The organism is Pseudomonas sp. V98_8 (assembly GCF_029967975.1).
GTDB lineage: Bacteria > Pseudomonadota > Gammaproteobacteria > Pseudomonadales > Pseudomonadaceae > Aquipseudomonas > Aquipseudomonas umsongensis.
This window is the reverse complement of the sequence record NZ_JASCAE010000005.1, coordinates 53,899-71,671: the sequence shown is the minus strand read 5'-3', so window position 1 is coordinate 71,671 and position 17,773 is coordinate 53,899. Positions and strand designations below refer to the sequence as shown.

Annotated in this window: 14 protein-coding genes; 4 read left to right on the top strand and 10 right to left on the bottom strand. The window is 58.9% G+C overall.

Going from position 1 to position 17,773, the window contains the following annotated elements; genetic code table 11:
• Window positions 1–44: 44 nt before the first annotated feature.
• The 9 genes from bamA to rpsB form a co-directional block, all read right to left on the bottom strand.
• Complete coding sequence (gene bamA, locus QLG10_RS05075; protein WP_110748699.1) at window positions 45–2,420, bottom strand: outer membrane protein assembly factor BamA; 2,376 nt, start codon at window positions 2,418–2,420, stop codon at window positions 45–47.
• Between the two features lie 72 nt (window positions 2,421–2,492).
• On the bottom strand, window positions 2,493–3,845 hold the full coding sequence (gene rseP, locus QLG10_RS05070; RefSeq protein ID WP_282485899.1) for an RIP metalloprotease RseP: 1,353 nt from the start codon (window positions 3,843–3,845) through the stop codon (window positions 2,493–2,495).
• Between the two features lie 35 nt (window positions 3,846–3,880).
• Window positions 3,881–5,071: a 1-deoxy-D-xylulose-5-phosphate reductoisomerase gene (ispC, locus tag QLG10_RS05065; RefSeq protein WP_282485897.1), complete on the bottom strand. Its 1,191-nt coding sequence runs from the start codon at window positions 5,069–5,071 to the stop codon at window positions 3,881–3,883.
• The gene (locus QLG10_RS05060) at window positions 5,068–5,874 is read right to left on the bottom strand and encodes a phosphatidate cytidylyltransferase (protein ID WP_110748693.1); all 807 of its coding nucleotides are present in this window, start codon (window positions 5,872–5,874) and stop codon (window positions 5,068–5,070) included. Before QLG10_RS05060 ends, ispC begins: the two co-directional genes overlap by 4 nt.
• Window positions 5,874–6,629, bottom strand: a complete 756-nt coding sequence (gene uppS, locus QLG10_RS05055) for a polyprenyl diphosphate synthase (RefSeq protein ID WP_020799865.1) — start codon at window positions 6,627–6,629, stop codon at window positions 5,874–5,876. Before uppS ends, QLG10_RS05060 begins: the two co-directional genes overlap by 1 nt.
• A 13-nt stretch (window positions 6,630–6,642) precedes the next feature.
• Complete coding sequence (gene frr, locus QLG10_RS05050; RefSeq protein ID WP_008057309.1) at window positions 6,643–7,200, bottom strand: ribosome recycling factor; 558 nt, start codon at window positions 7,198–7,200, stop codon at window positions 6,643–6,645.
• Window positions 7,197–7,940, bottom strand: coding sequence for a UMP kinase (gene pyrH, locus QLG10_RS05045; protein ID WP_003222124.1), 744 nt, complete (start codon window positions 7,938–7,940; stop codon window positions 7,197–7,199). Before pyrH ends, frr begins: the two co-directional genes overlap by 4 nt.
• 210 nt (window positions 7,941–8,150) lie before the next feature.
• Window positions 8,151–9,014 carry a translation elongation factor Ts gene (gene tsf / locus QLG10_RS05040; RefSeq protein WP_282485891.1) on the bottom strand — a complete coding sequence of 288 codons (864 nt, stop codon included), beginning with the start codon at window positions 9,012–9,014 and terminating at the stop codon, window positions 8,151–8,153.
• Window positions 9,015–9,204: 190 nt separating this feature from the next.
• A complete protein-coding gene (rpsB, locus tag QLG10_RS05035; protein ID WP_008057307.1) occupies window positions 9,205–9,942 on the bottom strand; it encodes a 30S ribosomal protein S2 in 738 nt (245 codons plus the stop codon).
• Window positions 9,943–10,314: 372 nt separating this feature from the next.
• Here rpsB and map point away from each other — a divergent pair, with 372 nt between their 5' ends.
• The 4 genes from map to QLG10_RS05015 all read left to right on the top strand — a co-directional run bounded on the left by map (window position 10,315) and on the right by QLG10_RS05015 (window position 16,090).
• Window positions 10,315–11,097 carry a type I methionyl aminopeptidase gene (map, locus tag QLG10_RS05030; protein WP_020799866.1) on the top strand — a complete coding sequence of 261 codons (783 nt, stop codon included), beginning with the start codon at window positions 10,315–10,317 and terminating at the stop codon, window positions 11,095–11,097.
• Window positions 11,098–11,137: 40 nt separating this feature from the next.
• Window positions 11,138–13,840: a [protein-PII] uridylyltransferase gene (locus tag QLG10_RS05025; RefSeq protein WP_282485885.1), complete on the top strand. Its 2,703-nt coding sequence runs from the start codon at window positions 11,138–11,140 to the stop codon at window positions 13,838–13,840.
• Between the two features lie 138 nt (window positions 13,841–13,978).
• Window positions 13,979–15,181 (top strand): succinyldiaminopimelate transaminase, encoded by a 1,203-nt coding sequence (gene dapC, locus QLG10_RS05020; RefSeq protein ID WP_188264658.1) that lies wholly within the window; start codon window positions 13,979–13,981, stop codon window positions 15,179–15,181.
• Between the two features lie 156 nt (window positions 15,182–15,337).
• On the top strand, window positions 15,338–16,090 hold the full coding sequence (locus tag QLG10_RS05015; RefSeq protein ID WP_110748687.1) for a M12 family metallopeptidase: 753 nt from the start codon (window positions 15,338–15,340) through the stop codon (window positions 16,088–16,090).
• 25 nt (window positions 16,091–16,115) lie between these two features.
• On the opposite strand, the gene QLG10_RS05010 is transcribed toward QLG10_RS05015, so the two are convergent.
• Window positions 16,116–17,747, bottom strand: a complete 1,632-nt coding sequence (locus QLG10_RS05010; protein WP_188264656.1) for a Na+/H+ antiporter — start codon at window positions 17,745–17,747, stop codon at window positions 16,116–16,118.
• Window positions 17,748–17,773: the final 26 nt, after the last annotated feature.

Sequence of the window (17,773 nt, the reverse complement as noted above, 5' to 3'; positions counted from 1 at the left end):
ATGCACTCCTACAAAATCCATTGTCGTTATCTTGGGGCAGACGCTTAGAACGTCTGGCCGAGGGAGAATTGGAACACTTGAGTTTCAGCGTCATCCGGTTTCTTGACTGGCATGGCCAGCGCAAAACTCAGAGGACCCAGTGCGGTGACCCAGGTCACACCCACACCGACGGAACTGGCCATATTGCTCAGACTGATGTCGTTGCACTTGGTGTTGGACTTCGTGCCATCAGCGTTGGTGGTATCAGAGCACGACGAATCGAATACGTTACCCACATCCCAGAATACCGAAGTGCGCAGGGAACGCTGGTCCTTGACGAACGGCAGCGGGAACAGAACTTCCACACCACCCTGGATCAACACGTTACCACCGAACGGCAGCGGATCCTGGTCCGGGTCGAATGCAGTGCCAGGGTTCTTGCCGGTACTTGGCGTACTGCGAGGACCCAAGGTGCTGTCCTTGAAGCCACGAACCGAGTTGAAACCACCAGCATAGTAGTTTTCATAGAATGGCAAGCCATCGGTCGAACCGTAGCCATCGCCATAACCCAATTCGGTGTGCAGGCGCATGGTGTAGTTGTCGCTCAACGGCTGGAACAGCTGGCCACGGTAGTCGAGCTTGAAGAACGACAGGTCGCTGCCCGGCGTGGTGGTTTCCAGCACGAGGCTCTGGGAATGTCCACGGGTCGCCAGTACGCCCTTGTTCAAGGTGGACTCGGACCAACCGGCCGAAGCCTTGAAGTTCAGGTACTTGTCGCCTTCCTTGTTAACGAAGTCGAAAATCTCGTCAACGGTATACACACCGGTCTTGATCTCGTCCTGCTGGGCCGTCAGGCCGAAGGTCAGGCGCGAAGTCTCGCTGATCGGGTAGCCGACGCTTACGCCTGCACCCAGGCTGTCTACGGCATAGCTGGCTACATCGACGTCGAGGTCTTTGTAGTCGGTGGTGCGGTAGAAGGCGTTATAACCCAGGCTCACGCCATCGGCAGTCCAGTAGGGGTCGACATAACCGAAGTTGTAGCGGCTCTGGTATTCACTGCGGGTCAGGCCGATGCTGACCTTGTTACCGGTACCCAGGAAGTTGTTCTGGGTGATCGAACCACCGAGGATCAGGCCCGCGCTCTGGGCGAAACCGACGCTGGCGGTGATCGAACCGGATGCCTGCTCTTCAACGCTGTAGTTGACGTCAACCTGGTCATCGACACCCGGTACGGCCGGGGTTTCAACGTTGACTTCCTTGAAGAAGCCCAGGCGCTCCAGACGGGTCTTGGATTGGTCGATCAGGTAAGTCGACGCCCAGCCACCTTCCATCTGGCGCATTTCACGGCGCAGTACTTCGTCTTCCGACTTGGTGTTGCCACGGAAGTTGATGCGGTTCACGTAGGCACGCTTGCCCGGATCGACAGCGAAGGTGATGTCTACCGTGTGGTCGTCATCGTGGGGCTGAGGCACCCCGTTGACGTTGGCAAAGGTGTAGCCCTCGTTACCCAGGCGACGGGTGATCAGCTCGGACGTGGTGGTCATCAGCTTGCGCGAGAACACCTGGCCTTTCTGCACCAGAAGCAGGGACTTGACCTGGTCTTCAGGGACTTTCAGGTCACCACTGAGTTTCACGTCACGAACGGTGTACTTGTCACCTTCGTTGATGTTGACGGTGATGTAGACGTGCTTCTTGTCCGGGGTAATGGACACCTGGGTCGAAGCGATATCCATGTTGATGTAGCCACGGTCCAGGTAGTAGGAACGCAGGCGCTCCAGGTCACCGGAGAGTTTTTCACGGGCGTACTTGTCATCGTTCTTGAAGAACGACAGCCAGTTGGTGGTCTTGAGTTCGAACAGGTCGATCAGGTCTTCATCAGGGAAGACCGTGTTGCCTACCACGTTGATGTGCTGGATAGCTGCAACGGTGCCTTCGTTGATATTGACCTTCAAACCAACGCGGTTGCGCGGCTGCGGCACCACTTCGGTGTCGACGGTAGCGGAGTAGCGGCCCTGGGCGACGTACTGGCGCTGCAGTTCGTTACGTACGCCTTCGAGGGTGGCGCGCTGGAAGATCTCGCCTTCGGCCAGACCGGATTGCTTGAGGCCTTTCATCAGGTCTTCGGTGGAGATCGCCTTGTTGCCCTCGATCTCGATACTGGCAACCGACGGACGTTCGACTACCGTGATGACCAGGACGTTGCCATCGCGGCCCAGCTGGATATCTTGAAAGAACCCGGTTTTGAACAGCGCACGAGTGGATTCCACCAGGCGTCGATCATCCGCCTGTTCACCGACGTTCAACGGCAAAGCACCAAAGACGCTACCCGCGGAGACCCGCTGGAGGCCATTGACGCGAATATCAGAGATAGTGAAGGACTCGGCGTGAACTTCGGCGATCATCAATACGGTGAGAACCGCAGTTAGCAGCAGACGTTTCATGAAGTCCTTTCTTATTCCAACTGGCAATAAACAAACTGCCGCAAAATGCGGCAGATTCGCAATTCAGCGACGTTACAGACGACCCAGATCATTAACCAGAGCGAGCAACATCACTCCGATCACCAAACTGATGCCAATCTGTATCCCCCAACCTTGCACCCGATCCGACAAGGGACGACCACGCGCCCACTCGATCAGATAAAACAACAAATGCCCCCCATCCAGCACAGGAATGGGCAGCAAATTCAGAACCCCCAGGCTAATACTCAGATAAGCAAGGAAATTCAGGAAATCAGCGACGCCCGACTGGGCCGAAGCGCCCGCCACTTTAGCAATGGTTATCGGTCCACTCAAGTTTTTTACCGAGAGCTCACCGAACAACATTTTCTTCAGCGAATCCAGGGTCAGCAGGCTCATCGTCCAAGTGCGTCGAGCCCCCTCCCCCACGGCTGCCAACGGCCCGTAACTGACTTCGCGAATCATCTCTGGTGGCCAATCGACCGCTTTCACCCCCGCCCCAAGGTAACCGGTGGGTGCCTTGCTTTCGCCACGGGCAGCCAACATCACGGGAATGTCGATTTGAGCACCGTCACGCTCGACCCGCAGCATGATTTTGGTATCAGGATGCATACGGACCGTATCGACGACCTGTTGCCAGTCATCTACCGCCTTGCCATCCACTGCCAACAGTCGGTCACCGGTCTTCAGGCCAGCAGCCTGGGCCGGACCTTTGGAATCCAGCTCAGCCAGTACCGGCGGCAATGCCGGGCGCCATGGACGAACACCCAGCGAACGAATCGGGTCCGGCTCGTCAGCACCCTTGAGCCACTTGTCCAACACCAGCTCACGGGGCGAATCCACGGTGGATCCCTGCTCACGAACCAGCAGTTGCAGGGAGCCGCTTTCACCCAGGCGACGGACCAGTTGCAGATTGACTGCAGCCCAGCCTGAAGTGGGCTCGCCGTCGATGGCTATGATTTCCTGGCCTGCGCCCAGGCCCGCCTTGGCAGCAAGGCTACCGGATTCGACAGCACCGATGACCGGGCGAACCTGCTCGGTACCGAGCATCGCCAACGCCCAGAAAAACACCATCGCCAACAAAAAGTTGGCAATCGGCCCTGCCGCCACGATCGCGATGCGCTGGCGCACCGATTTACGGTTGAAGGATTGATCGAGCTGATCGGCCGGCACTTCACCCTCACGCTCGTCGAGCATTTTCACGTAGCCGCCCAGCGGAATGGCAGCCACCACGAATTCAGTGCCCTGCTTGTCGTGCCAGCGCAGCAGCGGCATGCCGAAGCCTACGGAGAAACGCAGCACCTTGACCCCACAGCGTCGTGCGACCCAGAAATGGCCGAACTCGTGGAAGGTGACCAGCACGCCCAAAGCTACCAGGGTGCCGACAATCATATAGAGCGCGCTCATCTATTTTCTCCGCATTCCTATCCAGGCCTGCAATTTTACCGCCCGTGACGACTCAACCATTGTTCGGCCAGCACACGCGCCTTGGCGTCCGCCGTGAACACCGCATCAAGATCATTCACTACAACCACCGGCTCGAGATTGAGTACTTCCTCGATGATACTCGCGATTTCCAGGTAACGAACCCGTCCGTCGAGAAAGGCCGCGACAGCGACTTCATTTGCCGCATTCAACATCGCCGGAGCGCTGTTGCCCGCCTCGGCTGCCTGACGGGCCAGGCGCAGGCACGGGAATCGATCTTCATCTGGCGCCTGGAAGTCCAGGCGCGCGACGGCAAACAGGTCCAGCGGCGGCACGCCTGAGTCAATTCGCTCAGGCCATGCCAGCGCATTGGCGATCGGGGTTCGCATGTCCGGATTACCCAACTGGGCCAATACCGAACCATCGATGTAGTCGACCAGCGAATGAATCACACTTTGGGGGTGAATCACCACTTCAACCTGGGACGGCTTGGCATCGAACAGCCAGCAGGCCTCGATCAATTCAAGCCCTTTATTCATCATGCTGGCCGAATCGACCGAGATCTTGCGCCCCATGGACCAATTAGGGTGCGCACAGGCCTGCTCGGGCGAAACATGCGCCAGCTCAGCCATGGGTGTCTGCCGGAACGGACCACCAGAGGCGGTCAGCAGGATGCGCCGCACGCCGACCGCATCCAGGCCACGGGCAATATCCCGGGGCATGCACTGGAAAATCGCGTTGTGCTCACTGTCGATCGGCAGCAATACCGATCCACTCTTGCGCACAGCCTGCATGAACAACGCGCCGGACATGACCAGCGCTTCCTTGTTGGCCAGGAGGATCTTCTTGCCAGCCTCAACGGCCGCCAGGGTCGGGCGCAAGCCCGCCGCGCCGACGATGGCCGCCATGACCGCATCGACTTCAGGGGCGGCAGCAACCTGACACAACCCCTCCTCTCCCACCAGAACCCGAGTGGACAGGCCCGCGGCGTGCAGATCATCCTGCAAACGGCGGGCAGCCGCAGCTTCAGGCACCACGGCAAACTGCGGGGCGTGACGCACACACAGCGCCAGCAGCTCGCTCAGGCGGCTGAAACCGCTCAACGCGAAGACTTGATAGCGCCCAGGGTGGCGGGCGATGACATCCAGGGTGCTCAAGCCGATCGAGCCCGTGGCCCCCAGGACGGTAATCTGTTGAGGACGGCTCACGGCGCTGCCATCCACAACAGCACCGCGAACACCGGGATCGCCGCGGTCAGGCTGTCGATGCGGTCCAGCACGCCGCCGTGCCCGGGCAACAGATTACTGCTGTCCTTGATCCCGGACTGGCGCTTGAACATGCTTTCGGTGAGATCGCCCACCACCGAGACGAACACGATCAGCGCAGCGCCGATCAAGCCCTTGAACAATTGCGCCACTGTCCAGTCACGCACCAGGGCAACCAGGGTAGTGATCACCAGGCTCAGGGCCAGGCCACCATATACACCCTCCCAGCTCTTACCCGGGCTGACCTGCGGTGCCAGCTTGCGCTTGCCGAAAGCACGTCCCGAGAAGTAAGCACCGATATCGGCACCCCAGACCAGCACCATCACCGCCATGATCAGCCAGTTACCCAACGGGTATTGCTTGATGTGTACCAGGCCTTGCCAGGCCGGCAACAGGATCAACAGGCCGATCACCAGCTTGCAGGCAGCGCTCGCCCAATGTTCGCTGGAGCGCGGGTAGGTCAGCACCAGATAGGTCGCCACCGCCCACCAGAGCACCGAAGCACCCAACACCCATGGCGCGAGGCCAGGGAGGATGTACATGACAAACAGCATCAATGCGACCACGGCGGCATAGCCGGCACGAAACGCTTGAGCAGTGAAACCGGCCAGGCGCGCCCATTCCCAGGCACCCAGGGTCACGACCAGGCCGATGAACAGCGCAAAAGCGGAACCTTCCAGCAGAAAAAAACCACAGAGGGCAATCGGCAACAGGATCAGCGCGGTGATGATTCGTTGTTTAAGCATTAAACCCGGGCTCCAGCCTCGACCTGCTCGCTCGTTTTACCGAAGCGGCGCTGGCGAGATGCGAAATCGGCCAGCGCATTGCGCATGGCATCGTGTTTGAAGTCCGGCCAGAACAGGTCGGAAAAGTACAACTCGGCGTAGGCCAGTTGCCACAGCAGGAAGTTACTGATGCGATGTTCGCCACCGGTACGGATGCACAAGTCCGGCAACGGCAGGTCGCCTGTGGCCAGACAGGTTTGCAGCAGCTGCGGCGTGATGTCTTCCGGCCGCAGGTGCCCGGCCTGAACCTCACGTGCCAGGCGCTGTGCGGCTTGTGCGATATCCCACTGACCGCCGTAATTGGCGGCGATCTGCAGGACGAAGCGATTGGCGCCGGCCGTCATGGCCTCTGCTTCACGCATGGCAGCCTGGAGTTCCGGGTGGAAGCGCGAACGGTCGCCAATGATGCGCAAGCTGATGTTGTTGTCGTTGAGGCGCTTGGCCTCGCGACGCAATGCCTTGAAGAACAGATCCATCAAGGCACTGACTTCATCGGCTGGACGCTGCCAGTTCTCACTGGAGAAGGCGAACAAGGTCAACACCTCGACCCCCGCCTCGGCACACACCTCGATGACCGCGCGCACCGCATCCACACCCGCTTTATGCCCGGCGACACCCGGCATAAAGCGTTTTTTCGCCCAGCGATTATTACCATCCATGATGATCGCGACATGGCGCGGCACCGTGGACGGTGCAACCTGCTTGGTCTTTTCCATGAAAGCGCGAACCTTATACGGCCATCAGGTCTTTTTCTTTCTGCGCCAGGTTCGCGTCGATTTGAGCCACGTACTTCTTGGTCAGGTCATCGATTTCGCCAGTTGCGCGACGTTCTTCGTCTTCGCTGATTTCCTTTTCCTTGACCAGATCCTTGAGCTGGCTGTTGGCGTCGCGACGGATGTTGCGCACGGCAACCCGGGCATCCTCAGCCACGTCACGCGCCTGCTTGGTGAAGCCCTTGCGGGTTTCCTCGGTCAGGGCTGGCATGGAGATCAGCAGCAACTCACCCAGGTTGGTCGGGTTGAGGTTCAGGCCGGCACTGCCGATGGCCTTGTCGACGGCGCCCAGCATGTTGCGCTCAAAGGCAACGACTTGCAGGGTACGCGCGTCCTTGACGGTGATGTTCGCCACTTGCTTGATCGGGGTATCGGCACCGTAGTACGGAACCATCACACCTTCCAGGATGCTTGGATGCGCCTGGCCGGTACGGATACGACCGAAGTTGTGCGCCAGCGATTCCACCGACTTCTGCATGCGCTCTTGAGCGTCTTTCTTGATTTCGTTGATCATTGTTGGCCTTCCTCGATCAGGGTCCCTTCAGCGCCACCATGCACGATATTCAGCAGGGCGCCGGGCTTGTTCATATTAAATACGCGCAACGGCATCTTGTGGTCGCGGCACAGGCAAATGGCCGTCAGATCCATCACGCCCAGCTTGCGATCCAGTACTTCATCGTAGGTCAGATGATCGAACTTCTCGGCATGCGGGTCTTTGAATGGGTCAGCGGTGTAGACGCCATCGACCTTGGTTGCCTTGAGCACGACATCGGCGTCGATTTCAATTGCACGCAGGCAGGCAGCCGAATCCGTGGTGAAGAACGGGTTGCCGGTGCCGGCCGCGAAAATCACCACATCCTTGGAATTCAAGTGGCGCATGGCCTTGCGGCGATCGTAGTGATCGGTCACGCCAACCATGGAGATGGCCGACATCACGATGGCCGAGATATTGGCACGTTCCAGCGCGTCGCGCATGGCCAAGGCGTTCATCACAGTGGCCAGCATGCCCATGTGGTCGCCCGTGACCCGGTCCATGCCCGCCTTGCTCAGCGCTTCGCCGCGGAACAGGTTGCCGCCGCCGATCACCAGGCCAACCTGGACACCGATGCCGACCAGCTGGCCGACTTCCAGCGCCATGCGATCCAGAACTTTCGGGTCGATCCCGAACTCTTCCGAGCCCATCAGGGCCTCGCCGCTAAGCTTGAGTAGAATGCGTTTATAGCGAGCCTGATAACCACTGCCCTGCTGAGCCATTGCGAATCTCTCCTGCGGCGTATTTTAAAAAATTCTTTGCGAGCTGTTTTCAGCTGGCGTTCACTCTAGCGTGGCGCTGCTTCAGCGCCATCGGAACATGGCTTTGTAAGCCAGTTCCAAACGGAAACCAATAAAAATTGGTTACCCATCTGAAAAGAGGCTGCGCGCGTGAGCGGGCAGCCTCTTCAGGGCGACAGTTAAAAAACTGTCTTATTGCTTGGCGGCAGCCAGCTGTGCGGCAACTTCTTCAGCGAAGTTGTCCACTGGCTTCTCGATGCCTTCGCCGACTTTGAAGTAGGTGAAGGAAACGATTTCAGCGCCAGCTTTCTTGGCCAGGGCACCCACGGTGAGCTCTGGGTTCATTACGAAAGCTTGCTCGACCAGGCTGGCTTCAGCCAGGAACTTGGTGATACGGCCAGCAATCATCTTCTCGACGATTTCAGCAGGCTTGCCTTTCATCTTGTCTTCGTTCAGCTGCAGGAATACAGCTTTCTCGCGCTCGATGGCTTCGGCAGAAACCTGCGATGGCAGCAGGAATTCAGGGTTGCTTGCCGCCACGTGCATGGCGATCTCTTTGGCCAGCTGAACATCGCCGCCCTTGAGAACAACAGCAACACCGATCTTGTTACCGTGCAGGTAAGTACCCACCACGTCACCTTCAACGCGAACCAGGCGACGGATGTTGACGTTTTCGCCAACTTTGGCCACCAGGGCTTCACGAGCCGATTCCTGAGCGGCGATCAGCGGAGCTGCGTCGGTCAGTTTTTCAGCGAAGGCTTTTTCTACGCTGGCAGCCACGAAGCTCTTGAAGTCGTCTTGCAGGGCCAGGAAGTCGGTCTGCGAGTTCACTTCCAGCAGTACGGCGGACTTGTCGTCGGCCTTGATGGCGATTGCGCCTTCAGCGGCAACGTTGCCCGCTTTCTTGGCAGCCTTGATGGCGCCCGAAGCACGCATGTCATCAATGGCTTTCTCGATGTCGCCGCCGGCCTTGGTCAAGGCCTTTTTGCAATCCATCATGCCTTCGCCGGTACGCTCGCGCAGTTCTTTGACCAACGCTGCAGTAATCTCTGCCATTTCAAAATTCCTCTTGGATAGGTTATCAACCATTCCACCCGATCGAACGGGCGTTCAATTCTTCCCGAACCACCCTTGTTAGCTGCCGCACGTTACAGATAGAACAGTGGGCGCCGACAAACGGTTTTCGAGGTGGCAAAAAGGGGGCCAAGCCCCCTTTTTGCTTACTGAGTCAACGCCAGGGCGTCAATTACTCAGCTGCAGCTGCCGGAGCTTCTTCAACGAAAACTTCGGTGCCGCCAGCAACGTTGTTGCGACCACGGATAACAGCGTCAGCCATCGAACCCATGTACAGCTGGATAGCGCGGATTGCGTCATCGTTGCCTGGGATGATGTAGTCAACGCCTTCCGGGCTGCTGTTGGTATCGACTACGCCGATAACCGGGATGCCCAGCTTGTTGGCTTCGGTGATCGCGATGCGCTCGTGATCAACGTCGATAACGAACAGAGCGTCTGGCAGACCGCCCATGTCCTTGATACCACCCAGGGAACGATCCAGCTTTTCCAGGTCACGGGAGCGCATCAGCGCTTCTTTCTTGGTCAGCTTGGCGAAAGTACCGTCTTCGGCTTGCACTTCAAGGTCACGCAGACGCTTGATGGAAGCACGGATGGTTTTGAAGTTGGTCAGCATGCCGCCCAACCAGCGGTGATCGACGTACGGCGAACCGCAACGTGCTGCTTCTTCAGCAACGATCTTGCCAGCGGAACGCTTGGTGCCGACGAACAGAATCTTGTTTTTGCCCTGGGCCAGACGCTCTACGAAAGTCAGAGCTTCGTTGAACATTGGCAGGGTTTTTTCAAGGTTGATAATGTGGATCTTGTTACGCGCGCCGAAAATGTATTTACCCATTTTCGGGTTCCAGTAACGGGTCTGGTGACCGAAGTGCACACCGGCCTTCAGCATATCGCGCATGTTGACTTGGGACATGATAGTTCCTTAATAAGTCGGGTTTGGCCTCCACGTATCCCAATGACCAACCACCAGCATTTCGCTTGCGGCACCCAGGTCATCGTGTCGACACGTGTGTGGATTTAAGCTTTTCGGGGCATCCCCGGAAAGCGGCGCATTTTATATCACAAGGCAGGAAAAAACGGAACCCGGATTCTGAAATCGAGGCGAATGCACAACACCATCCCTTGGAATCGGCCCAGAATGCACCATTCTATAGAGAGAAGCGATCTACAGAGCCGCGGATTCGCGTTGATCGTCTGTTAGAATCGCGTTTTTCAGGGCTGCGAAGATCGATCGCGCAACGCCCTTTTCGTCTGGAAAGCGCCATCGAGCGTAGAGAGAGCCTGTATGACCGTCACCCTCAAAACCCCAGAGGACATCGCTGGCATGCGTGTCGCCGGCAAACTGGCCGCCGACGTGCTGGAAATGATTGCCGAATATGTCAAACCGGGCGTCACCACCGATCAACTGAACCAGATCTGTCACGACTATATCGTCAACGAGCAGAAGGCCATCCCTGCCCCGCTGAACTACAAGGGCTACCCGAAGTCGATCTGCACCTCGATCAACCATGTGGTCTGCCACGGCATCCCGAACGACAAGCCGCTCAAGGATGGCGACACCTTGAACATCGACGTCACGGTCATCAAGGACGGCTACCACGGCGACACCAGCCGTATGTTCCACGTCGGCAACGTGCCGGTCTGGGCTGAGCGCCTGTCGCAAGTGACCCAGGAATGCATGTACAAGGCGATTGAAATCGTCAAGCCAGGGTGCCGCCTGGGCGACATCGGTGAAATCATCCAGAAGCACGCCGAGAAAAACGGCTTTTCGGTGGTTCGTGAGTTCTGCGGCCACGGCATCGGCAAGGTGTTCCATGAAGAGCCGCAGATCCTGCACTACGGCCGTGCCGGTACCGGCATGGAACTGAAGGCTGGCATGACCTTCACCATCGAGCCAATGATCAACCAGGGCCGCGCCGACACCAAGGTGCTGGGCGATGGCTGGACCGCGATCACCAAGGACCGCAAGCTGTCGGCACAGTGGGAACACACCTTGCTGGTAACCGAAACCGGCTACGAGATCTTCACCCTGCGCAGCGATGACACCATCCCTCGCGTTTCGGCCTGATCCCGTCACCGTATCCAGCCTATAGAAAGGAAAGCAATCGATGCCGCAGGTGGATCCAGAACTCTTCGATCGCGGCCAGTTCCAGGCTGAACTGGCCCTGAAGGCCAGCCCGATCCCGGCCTTCAAGAAGGCGATCCGCCAGGCTCGCGAGGTGCTCGACGGGCGCTTTCGCAGTGGCCGGGAGATTCGCCGCTTGATCGAGGACCGTGCCTGGTTCGTCGATAACATCCTGCAAAAGGCCTGGGAGCAATTCAGCTGGAGCGAAGACGCCGACATCGCGCTGGTCGCGGTCGGCGGCTACGGTCGTGGCGAATTGCATCCTTATTCCGATATCGACCTGCTGATCCTGCTGGACAGTGCGGACCACGAAGTTTTCCGCGAGCCCATCGAGCGCTTCCTGACCCTGCTGTGGGACATTGGCCTGGAAGTCGGCCAGAGCGTGCGCTCGGTTGACGAGTGCGCCGTCGAGGCCCGCGCTGACCTCACGGTTGTCACTAACCTGATGGAAAGCCGCACCATCTGCGGTCCCGAACACCTGCGCCAGCGCATGCTGGACGTCACCAGCACCGCACACATGTGGCCGAGCAAGGAGTTTTTCCTGGCCAAGCGCGCCGAGCAGAAAGCCCGTCACCACAAGTACAACGACACCGAGTACAACCTGGAACCCAACGTCAAGGGCTCCCCCGGCGGACTGCGGGATATCCAGACGATTCTCTGGGTGGCCCGTCGCGAGTACGGCACCCTGAACCTGCGGGCACTGGCCGGCGAAGGTTTTCTGGTCGAAAGCGAAAACGCCCTGCTGGCCTCCTCCCAGGAGTTCCTGTGGAAGGTGCGTTATGCCCTGCACATGCTCGCCGGACGCTCCGAAGACCGCCTGCTGTTCGATCACCAACGCACCATTGCCGGGCTGCTGGGATTTGAAGGGGACGACGCCAAGCAAGCCGTCGAGAACTTCATGCAGCAGTATTTCCGCGTGGTCATGAGCATTGCCCAGCTCAGCGACCTGATCATCCAGCACTTCGAGGAAGTCATCCTCGCCCCGGAGGATGCGGCACCGCCACAACCGGTCAACTCACGATTCCAGTTGCACGACGGCTACATCGAGGCGCGTAACGACAATGTGTTCCGCCGCACCCCGTTCGCCATGCTCGAAATCTTCGTGCTGATGGCCCAGCAACCGGAAATCAAGGGCGTGCGCGCCGATACCATTCGCCTGCTACGCGAGAATCGGCACCTGATCAACGACGACTTCCGCAACGACATACGCAACACCAGCCTGTTCATCGAGCTGTTCAAATGCAAGATCGGCATCCACCGCAACCTGCGCCGGATGAACCGCTACGGCATTCTCGGACGTTATCTGCCGGAATTCGGTTTCATCGTCGGCCAGATGCAGCACGACCTGTTCCACATCTATACGGTTGACGCCCACACCCTGAACCTGATCAAGCACCTGCGTAAATTGCAGTACACCCAGGTTTCGGAAAAATTCCCGTTGGCCAGCAAGCTCATGGCCAAGCTGCCCAAGCCTGAACTGATCTACCTCGCCGGTCTGTACCACGACATCGGCAAGGGCCGGCATGGCGATCACTCGGACATCGGCGCGGTGGACGCCGAGGCCTTCTGCCAGCGCCATCAGCTGCCGGTGTGGGACAGCCGCCTGATCGTCTGGCTGGTGCAAAACCATCTGATGATGTCGACCACGGCCCAGCGCAAGGATTTGTCCGATCCACAGGTGATCCATGATTTCGCCCAGACAGTGGGCGATGAAACACGCCTCGACTACCTGTACGTGCTGACGGTCGCCGACATCAACGCCACCAACCCGACCCTGTGGAACTCCTGGCGGGCCAGCCTGCTGCGCCAGCTCTACACCGAAACCAAGCGCGCCCTGCGTCGCGGCCTGGAAAACCCCGTGGACCGCGAAGAACAGATCCGCCAGACCCAGAGCGCCGCCCTGGACATCCTGGTGCGCGGCGGTACCGACCCGGACGACGTCGAGCAGTTGTGGGCGCAACTGGGGGACGACTATTTCCTGCGCCACACCGCCGGCGACGTCGCCTGGCACAGCGATGCGATCCTCCAGCAGCCGGTCGACGGCGGGCCGCTGGTACTGATCAAGGAAACCACTCAACGCGAGTTCGAGGGCGGCACGCAAATCTTCATCTACGCACCGGACCAGCACGATTTCTTCGCCGTGACCGTGGCCGCGATGGACCAGCTCAACCTGAACATCCATGACGCCCGGGTCATCACCTCCAGCAGCCAGTTCACCCTCGACACCTATATAGTGCTCGATACCGATGGCGACTCGATCGGTGATAATCCGGCACGGGTCAAGCAGATCCGTGACGGCCTGACCGAAGCCCTGCGCAATCCGGACAATTACCCGACCATCATCCAGCGCCGAGTGCCGCGCCAGCTCAAGCATTTTGCCTTCGCACCACAGGTGACGATCCACAACGACGCCCAGCGCCCGGTGACCGTACTGGAACTGACTGCCCCTGATCGCCCTGGCCTGCTGGCACGGGTCGGCACGATCTTCCTGGAGTTCGACCTGTCGCTGCAGAACGCCAAGATCGCCACCCTCGGGGAGCGTGTGGAAGACGTGTTCTTCATCACCGACGCGAACAACCAACCGTTGTCCGACCCGTTGCTGTGCAGTCGCTTGCAGGATGCAATCGTCGAACAGTTGAGCGTCAACCAGGAACCCGATATCAAACTGTCGCGCATCAGCATTTGAATTAAGTATCTCCCCTCTGTAGGAGCCGGCTTGCTGGCGATGGCATCACCTCGGTATGCCAGGTGAATCGCGGTGATGCCATCGCCAGCAAGCCGGTTCTTACGTAGTGCAGGTCTTCACATTGAACGAGATCCATCGATGAACAACGCTCTGACCCAGCTCCAGCCCTACCCGTTCGAGAAGCTCCGCGCCCTGCTCGGCAGCGTCACGCCAAACCCGGACAAACGCCCTATCGCGCTGTCGATCGGCGAACCGAAACACCGCTCGCCAAGCTTTGTCGCCGAAGCCCTGGCCAGCAACCTGGATCAGATGGCCGTGTACCCGACCACCCTCGGCATCCCGGCCCTGCGTGAAGCCATCGCCGCCTGGTGCGAGCGCCGCTTCAACGTACCGAGCGGCTGGATCGACCCGGCGCGCAACGTGCTGCCGGTCAACGGCACCCGTGAAGCGCTGTTCGCCTTCACTCAGACCGTGGTCAACCGTTGCGACGACGCGCTGGTGGTCAGCCCGAATCCGTTCTATCAGATCTACGAAGGCGCCGCGTTCCTCGCCGGGGCCAAGCCGCACTACCTGCCGTGCCTGGACGAAAATGGCTTCAACCCGGATTTCGATGCCGTTTCGCCGGACATCTGGCAACGCTGCCAGATCCTGTTCCTGTGCTCGCCGGGTAACCCGACAGGCGCGCTGATCCCGGTCGAGACCTTGAAAAAGCTGATCGCCCTGGCTGACGAATACGACTTCGTGATCGCCGCGGACGAGTGCTACAGCGAGCTGTATTTCGACGAACAGACGCCGCCACCTGGCCTGCTCAGCGCTTGCGTGGAACTGGGCCGCAAGGATTTCAAGCGCTGCGTGGTATTCCACAGCCTGTCCAAGCGCTCCAACCTGCCAGGCCTGCGTTCGGGCTTCGTGGCCGGTGACGCTGACGTCCTCAAGGGCTTTCTGCTCTATCGCACCTATCACGGCTGCGCGATGCCGGTTCAAACCCAACTGGCCAGCGTTGCCGCGTGGAACGACGAAGTGCATGTGCGCGCCAACCGTGCGCTGTATCGCGAGAAGTACGACGCGGTGCTGAAAATCCTCAGCCCGGTGATGGACGTGCAACGCCCGGACGGTGGTTTTTACCTTTGGCCGAATGTGGCCGGTGACGACGCGGCCTTCTGCCGCGACCTGTTCGAGCAGGAGCATGTGACCGTGGTGCCAGGTTCATATCTGTCCCGCGAGGTGGATGGCGTCAATCCGGGTGCCGGGCGTGTGCGCATGGCGTTGGTTGCGCCGTTGGCCGAGTGTGTAGAAGCCGCGGAGCGAATTCGAAACTTCATTGACGCACGCAGAAGCTGACAATGAGCTTTCCCTGTACCGTGCAACGCGGTGCAGGGAACTTAAACACTGTGCACTCAATAATACGCGCAACAAACTGAACAACTACCCACCTCGACAACCACCTGCCAACCTTTTACTTTGAGGACTCATTAACAAACAACTAAGTGCAACCACATGAATCAACTTAAATACTGTAAACCCATCACAGCTCCCGACCCCCTCGAATCTTATCAGGCGGCCATTAATGAAAACCCCAGTAATGGAGCAAGTCCGGGCAATCGCAAAAAACGCAGCGTCAGCGAGCACACTAAATATTGGCTACCCGGCAGAACCCTGAAGATTCTGGTTTTCGAATATAACGAGCATTCTTTTGCCGCCGTAAAAAATGGCGCAAGCAAATGGCTACCGTATATCAATCTCAAATTCGAATTCATTGAAATGGATGAGCAGGATATTTTTGCCTCGGATGAACGCCTGGGTGATATCCGTGTCGATTTTCAACACTCGTTCGACAATAGCGGAAGTTCAAGACTCGGCACCGACGCCCTTACCGGTGCCCACGACCTTCCGTCCATGACACTCGGCACCAATTTTGACTCACCCTACTTCGAATCCACGGTCATACATGAGTTTGGGCATGCACTCGGCCTGCACCATGAACATCAACATCCAGATGCCGGAATACCCTGGGACCGAGAAAAAACATATATTCACATGGCTCACAACCATAAACTTTCAAGGGCTGAAGTTGATGCCAACGTTTTCCCCTTGGAGCGCAGCGCCTTTCGGACTTACACACCCTATGACCGCCAATCAGTGATGCATTATCACGTACTCAACGAACTTACCGTGGGCGACTGGCATCAACCTGCAAACTTGAACATCAGCGAAGGCGACATCGCAGCCGTGCGCAGGATTTACCCATAACCGCGCCGGCTGCGACGATACAACCTTACTTCACCACGCCAAGCTGAGCCTCACTCAAGTCCAACTCACCCAATACTTCCCGCAATACGTCATCGGCGATCTGGTGATGACGACTGAGGCTATACAACTCCAAGCGCTGCGCTCGCAGCGCCTTTAATCGCAGGCGCCGTTCCAGCAAGTCCATCTGCAAGGCCAAGGCCTGTGCTTCTGCCGAATCGTTGAATATCTCCAGTTGCTGGCGGTACTCGGCCATGATCCGCGCCTTGAGCTCTGCGGCCAGCGCTGCCTGCGCCGCATCCTGGGGGCTGGCCTCTTCAGTTTCCAAGGCATGAATGGCCGCCTCGGCAGTTTTACGCCAGGCATCGCGCACTTCATTGCGACGTTTGTCGTCGGAGCTTTTCTCAATACCGCGCAGTAACAATGGCAAAGCGATGCAGGCGGCGATCAGCGACAACAGGATCACTCCGGCGGCGATGAAAATCAGCAGATCGCGCTCCGGGAACGCCACCGCTCCCATCAGCAGCGGCACCGACATCACACCCGCCAGCGTCACTGCTCCGCGTACGCCACCGACAGTGAGCAACCAGCAGGACCGCGTGATCGGTACCTGGGTCATTTCGCCCTTGCCGCGCAGGCGCCGCAGAACGATCGACGCCCGCCAGATGCTCTGCACCCAGACGAAACGCAATGCCAACAGCACCAGGAAAATCGCCACGACATCGAAGCAGCGATACAGCAAGGTCGGCCACAGCGAGGTTTCCTGGCTGGCCACCGCCTTGACGATGTCCGGCAGTTGCAAGCCCAGCAGCAGAAAGATCAACCCATTGAAGGCGAACTCCAGCAACGACCAGACGCTGCGATTGAGCAGGCGCGTATTGGTCTGGCGCGGCAGCAGATCGAGCCAGCTCTGCATCATTCCCGCCGCCACCGCCGACAGAATGCCCGACGCACCCACGCGCTCGGCGAGCACGTACGCGGCAAACGGCAGCAACAACATGAAGACGACGTGGGTGGCCGGGTCATCCCAGCCACGGGCAATCATCCATGCCCGCAAACGCCCCACCAACCAACTCAAGGCCACACCGACAGCCAGGCCACCGAGGGCGACCATCACGAACGTCAGGCTGGCAGTGGCCAGGGAGAATGCGCCAGTCACCGCCGCCACCAGGGCAAACTTGAACGTCACCAGGCCCGAGGCATCGTTCATCAGCGCCTCGCCCTGCAGCATGTGCATCAAGGGCGTCGGCAAACGGTTCTGCGAGATCGCCGAGACCGCCACGGCGTCGGTCGGCGACAGCACTGCCGCCAGCGCAAACGCGACTGGCAACGGTATGCTCGGTAGCAGCCAGTGGATGAAATAACCCGCACCGACCACGGTAAACAACACCAACCCCACGGCCAGGGTCAGGATCGGTCCACGCAGATGCCACAATGCACGCTTGGGCATGCGCCAACCGTCGGAAAACAGCAACGGTGGCAGGAACAGGAACAGAAACAATTCAGGGTCCAATGCCACATGCAGGCCCAGGGTCGGCCAGGCGAGCAAGGCACCCGCGGCAATTTGCACCAGTGGCAGCGGCAGCGGGATCACCCGCCCGAGCAAGCGCGAAACGCCCACCAGCATCAACAGGATCAGGACGGTGTAGGCGGTTTGCATAAAACGTGGTTCCCGGACAATCGACA